The organism is Bartonella rattaustraliani AUST/NH4, assembly GCF_000312565.1.
In the GTDB taxonomy this organism is placed as follows: Bacteria; Pseudomonadota; Alphaproteobacteria; order Rhizobiales; family Rhizobiaceae; genus Bartonella; species Bartonella rattaustraliani.
In genome coordinates this window covers 1-5,241 of record NZ_CALW02000081.1, presented here as the reverse complement: position 1 = coordinate 5,241, position 5,241 = coordinate 1, and the positions used below count along the sequence as shown (strand labels likewise).

Genomic DNA, 5,241 nt, shown 5'->3' with positions numbered 1-5,241 from the left:
TCATGGATGTTTCCCTTGTTGTGCGTTTTGTGAATCATCTGCAAGAGGGGATCGCCTCAGCCAAGCGAGACCTGAAAGCTTTTAGTGCTGATGTTGCGCATTTCCAACACCAAACACGCAAGCATTTTAAAGGGTGGTTTGAGCTTGAGCATCTAAAGGACGCTACAGCCGATGCAGAAAATGCTTTTAACCATGCGCGTGGTCGCATGGTTGGTGCTCTTGCTCAAACAGCAACCTTGATTGCTCCTCTTTATAAAGCCATGCAATTTGACCAATCGATGAAGGGTTTGGAAAAGGTTCTCGATGCCCCCCTTGATCGCTTAAAAGAATTGCGCCGTTTTGCTTTGGAAACCTCCAGAAAAATTCCTCTAGCAGCTCGTGAAGTCTTAGAATTGATGACCAGTGCCAGCCAAGCAGGGATTGGTGAGAAAGATCTCGAGGCTTTTAGCATTTACGCTGCTAAAGCAGCGGTTGCTTTTGATATGACGGGGGATCAGATTGGGGAACGCTTTGCCAAATTGCGCAATGTCTTTAAGCTTAATCAAGCAGGGATTGAAGATTTAGGGGATGCCATCAACCATCTCTCCAACCATATGGCAGCCAAGGCGAGTGAGGTTTCTGATTTTACCAATCGTGCCACCGGAGCTGCCACCATGTTTAAGCTGACAGCGCGTGAAACCGCAGCCTTTGGTACAGCGATGATTTCAGCAGGGATTATCCCAGAGAGTGCAGCGCGTGGTTTTAATACGATGAGCGCCCGTATTCAGGCAGGGGGTAAACATATTGAAGATGCTTTTACCAATATTGGGCTTTCCCGCCAAAAATTTATGGAAGATTTGGAGAAGGATGCCACCGGTACCTTGGTGCGCTTTTTTCATGTGTTGGGCAAATCGGAACAGGGGATGCGTTCTCTGATTGCCATTGCGGGGCGGGATTTTATCGGCGATTTTGCCAAATTGGTGGGTAACCCCGAATTGTTAGGGCAAGCTTTAGATTATATCAAAGATCCACAAGTCTTTAAAGGCTCGGTAGAACAAGAGGCAGATAAACAAGCAACCGGTGCCATGCGGCAATTTGAACTCTTACAAAATCGCATTGTGGCTTTGGGTATCAGCATTGGTGAAGTTTTGTTGCCCCCTGTGAACAGTCTCATGGACAGTGTTGGGGGCTTTGTTAATGGACTTATGGCATGGGCGAATGCGCACCCAACTTTAACGGCTGTCATCATCAAAACTATTGCCGCCCTAATGGCTTTTAATATTGCGCTGCGTGTTTTGCGTTTTACTTTTGCAGGAACACGCCTCGGGATTCTTCAATTGATCACCTCTTTTATCAAGATGGGGGCTGTGAGCCGCACATTGCAAGCAAGTTGGCGTTCACTCATCGCGTCAGGGCGCTCGCTGGGTTTAATGGCAGCAAGCTTTGGTGGGAATGGGCTGCGTCTTCTTCGCCCCATGACTTTACTGGTGGCGGCGTTTCGCGGCGTTATGATCTCAGGAAGTGCATTTGCTGCCTCTTTTGGTTGGATCGGGACAGTCATCGAAGTGATTGGGGCGGGTATTGCTTCTGTTGTGGGGGCTATTTTTACCCCGATCGGAGCGGTCATTGCCGCTGTTGTTGCTGTCATCCTTGCTGCTGGTTTTGCTTTGTGGAAATACTGGGACCGTTTCTCTTCTTTTGTTAAAGGCTTTGCACGGGGAATAATACGGGCTTTTGGGCATGCCTTTGAAGCCGTCATGCGTTTTTTTGGTGCGGATACCACCACCATCAGCAAATGGAAAAACATCATCGCCAATGCCTTTGACTTCTCTCAAGCTTGGCAAAAGTTTAAACAAGGACTTTCCTCTGTTTCCCAAAGCTTTGCTGGTTTGTGGGAGGGTTTTAAGCAAAGCCTCTCCAACTTCTGGGGATGGTTGGGGCACTTTTTTGCCCGCGAAAAGCTTTCTGAGGATGCCAAAGCCAGTATGGAACAAGCGGGGGAAGATTTAGCGGGTTGGATTGTTGATGGCTTTATGGGCACTATCTCACAATTGACAGATTTTTGTAAATCCTTGCCCAGCCGTATAAAGGGGTGGATTGGGTCCATTGATGTAAGAGACTATTTGCCAAGTTTTTTGGGAGGCAAAACAGCAATTCAGCCTATAGCACAGTTTGCGGGGGCTTCTTCTGTCAATTCACCAGGCAGCGAGCAAAGAGACAAAGACCGTTCCCCCATCACGCATAATCAAAATGTCACAGTGCATGTCAATGGAGCACGCGATCCTGTTGCTACGGGTCGTGCGGTTGCTCATGCTCTGCAACGCACCCGTGCCAATGCACTGCATGGGGGAACAGAATGATTGAGAGAAATACAATGAGGGGAGGGAGCTTATGAGAGATCCTTTGCTGATGTTAGGACCCCATCTTTTTTATGTGGACTGGCTGAATTTCCAATCCTTTGAGGAAGAGTTTTCCGCCTCATGGGTTTGCCTAGAGCGTTTTGGCAGGTCTCCCAGTTTGCAATTTACCGGCTATGGCAATGATCCCAAAACCATTCACGGGGTGTTGTTTCCAGAAGAGTTTGGGGACCGTGCAGCTCTTGATGCCATTACCACCACCATCAAAAGAGCCAAGCCGGTTCAGATGATCCGTTGGATGAATAATGACAGCTATAGTGCTCTCATGCATGGATCCGTGGTGATCACCAGCATCACGAAAGACCATGACTATATCAGTCGTTCTGGTCAATCGGGGCGTATTCGCTATGCCATCAGTTTGTTACCGTTTTTTGAAGGGGGCAAACCACAAGGACAATATCAGGGGGGACAATACCAGGTGGGATATGATCAATATTCCCAAGGGGGAGAAACGCTATGAAGATCCCAGAAAAGCACCTTGTTGTCGCGTTAGAGGATATGAGTCTTGATCTGATCTGCTTTCAACATGCCATGGCGGTGTTAGGAGACAGGTCTCAAGTTGGAGCTCTCAAGGGCTACTGTGAGGCTACTTTGGAAGCCAATCCAGGGATTGCAGGCTATGGCGCTCTGTTGCCACGGGGCTTGAAAGTCATTCTGCCCGAATTTGTCAGCCAAGAGAAGAACAGTGTGGTGAAAAGGCTATGGGATTAAGACGTACACATCCCTTTATTGAAGTAAAGGCAGGGGAGAAGCTTGTTCATGAGGTCTTTTATCAGCGTCTTTTAACGGCAACGATCACCGATCATGCAGGCAATGAAGCTGATAGCTTTGAAGCAGAGTTTGACGATAGTGGTCATGATTTAGAGATTCCTTCAAGCAACAGTGCACTCCAGGTTACCTTTGGCTATCAAAACAGCATCCATGCCTTTATGGGGCGTTTTGTTGTCGAGTCGGTGGTCAGTATTGGTGGGAGTGATGGAGAGATTTTACGCCTTTGTGGCAAAAGCGCTTCGATGCGCAAAGAACTTAAAGAACAGGCGAGTGAACATTTTGACCACAAAACCATTGCTGAGATTGTCGAGACACTCGCCAAACGCCATGGTTATCAAGCAAAGGTGAGTCCCAAGTTTAGCAAACAAGCTCTTCCTTATGTGGTGAGAACCGATCAGTCGGCAGTTGATTTTTTAACGCGTCTTGCGGATCGTATGCAGGCACGTTTTTTGATCAAAGACCATAAGTTTTTATTTTTAAGCGGGGACAATTTACCTTCACTCACCCTTCATAAGCACGACTGCTCAAATTGGGAATTCACCTTAGAGCCGCGCACGCAATACGGCACCATTGAAGCTGTTTATTTTGATCGCGCACAAGGGCAGCAATGTCAGGTTAAACATCAGACAGGTTTTACGGGTCCCGTGCGCCGTCTGCGGACTTGCTACCCTTGCAAGAGGGAAGCACAAGCAGCAGCAGCTTCTGAGTCGGAGAGGCTTTGCCGTGCTGTGGGCAGTGGTTCTTTGACCCTTGAGGGACGCCCAGAAATCATGGCGGACCAACCGCTGCTCCTGCAGGGGTTCCGTGAAGAAATCAATGGACCATGGAAAGCTGCAACCGTCACACACCGCTATGAGAAACAAAGCGGATACACCACACAGATCACTCTCGAGGCTCCAGAGAAGGGAAAGGAAAGCAATACAGAAGAGAGGCTGGGCTGGTTGCCCAGCCAACGGGGTTAAGTTTTGCGAACAGACCCGTCCGATGCACACTCACATAACATCGCAGCCACTTCTTATCACTAAAAGCAATGAGAAGACGGCGAATATAGATGAAAGAGTATTAAGAAATTATGGATATACTTCATAAAGAAAAGTTAAAATCGGTTGATCCTATAGAACCAGCTGCTGCTTATATTGGTGGCAAAGCCAGGTTGGCGAAGATCCTTATCAAAATCATTGAAGGCATTCCTCATTGCACTTATGCAGAGCCTTTTGTTGGAATGGGTGGGGTGTTCTTTAGGAGAAAATTACTCCCCTCATGTGAAGTGATCAATGATCGTTCAGGTGATGTGGTGAATTTTTTTCGGGTGTTGCAACGGCATTATTACCCTTTCGTGGATCTGTTGGAGTTCCAAGTGAGTAGCCGTGAGGCGTTTGAACGGTTACGCACCCAAGATCCAAAGAGCCTGACAGATTTAGAGCGGGCATTGCGTTTTTTATATCTGCAGCGGTTGAGTTTTGGTGGCAAAGTGGCCAAACAGACGTTTGGAGTGAGTCCACACCGCGGTGCACGGTTTAATAGTCTCAAACTTGAAGCCTCCTTAAAGCTTATTTACCGTCGTTTGGCGGGTGTGACCATTGAACATTTGGATTGGTTTGAGTTTATCAAGCGCTATGACCGGAAGGACACCTTGTTTTACCTTGATCCGCCTTATTGGGGTGTTGAGGATTACTATGGCAAGGATTTGTTTAAGCGAGAGGATTATCAGAGGATGTCCACACTGCTTGCACAATTAAAGGGAAAGTTTCTTCTGTCTCTCAATGATGTGCCCGAGATCCGCAAAACCTTTAGCCCATTTAAGATAAAAGAGGTCACCACATCTTATACATGCTCTTCAAATAATCCGACTCCGGCTCAAGAGCTCATCATCTCAAATTGTGATTTTTAGCAAAGGAGAGGAGAAAAGAGACATGGAAAAAGTAAACCGGCTAAAAACGGAAAATTCAAGAGACAGCTTGCTCTCTTCTATTCGGCAACTCCCGCATAATATTGAAGCCGAACAAGCATTGCTTGGAGCAATTCTTGTTAATAATGATGCCCTTGATCGTGTTGCAGATTTTTTGAAAGCAGA

At 47.2% G+C, this 5,241-nt stretch carries 6 protein-coding genes; all 6 read left to right on the top strand.

Annotated elements, in window-relative coordinates:
* The first annotated feature begins 2 nt into the window (after nucleotides 1–2).
* A complete protein-coding gene (locus tag BN67_RS10310) occupies nucleotides 3–2,339 on the top strand; it encodes a phage tail tape measure protein (protein WP_019223998.1) in 2,337 nt (778 codons plus the stop codon).
* A 31-nt stretch (nucleotides 2,340–2,370) separates the two neighbouring features.
* The gene (locus BN67_RS10305) at nucleotides 2,371–2,856 is read left to right on the top strand and encodes a phage tail protein (protein WP_019223997.1); all 486 of its coding nucleotides are present in this window, start codon (nucleotides 2,371–2,373) and stop codon (nucleotides 2,854–2,856) included.
* Nucleotides 2,853–3,107, top strand: a complete 255-nt coding sequence (locus tag BN67_RS10300) for a tail protein X (RefSeq protein ID WP_019223996.1) — start codon at nucleotides 2,853–2,855, stop codon at nucleotides 3,105–3,107. The genes BN67_RS10305 and BN67_RS10300 overlap by 4 nt, the downstream gene beginning before the upstream one ends.
* Entirely contained in the window at nucleotides 3,098–4,129 is a 1,032-nt protein-coding gene (locus BN67_RS10295) for a phage late control D family protein (RefSeq protein ID WP_019223995.1), read from the top strand. Before BN67_RS10300 ends, BN67_RS10295 begins: the two co-directional genes overlap by 10 nt.
* A gap of 110 nt (nucleotides 4,130–4,239) precedes the next feature.
* Nucleotides 4,240–5,058 carry a DNA adenine methylase gene (locus BN67_RS10290; RefSeq protein WP_019223994.1) on the top strand — a complete coding sequence of 273 codons (819 nt, stop codon included), beginning with the start codon at nucleotides 4,240–4,242 and terminating at the stop codon, nucleotides 5,056–5,058.
* Nucleotides 5,059–5,080: 22 nt separating this feature from the next.
* Nucleotides 5,081–5,241, top strand: a 161-nt coding sequence (locus tag BN67_RS13870) for a DnaB-like helicase N-terminal domain-containing protein (RefSeq protein WP_280101221.1), incomplete at its 3' end; no start/stop codon positions are given.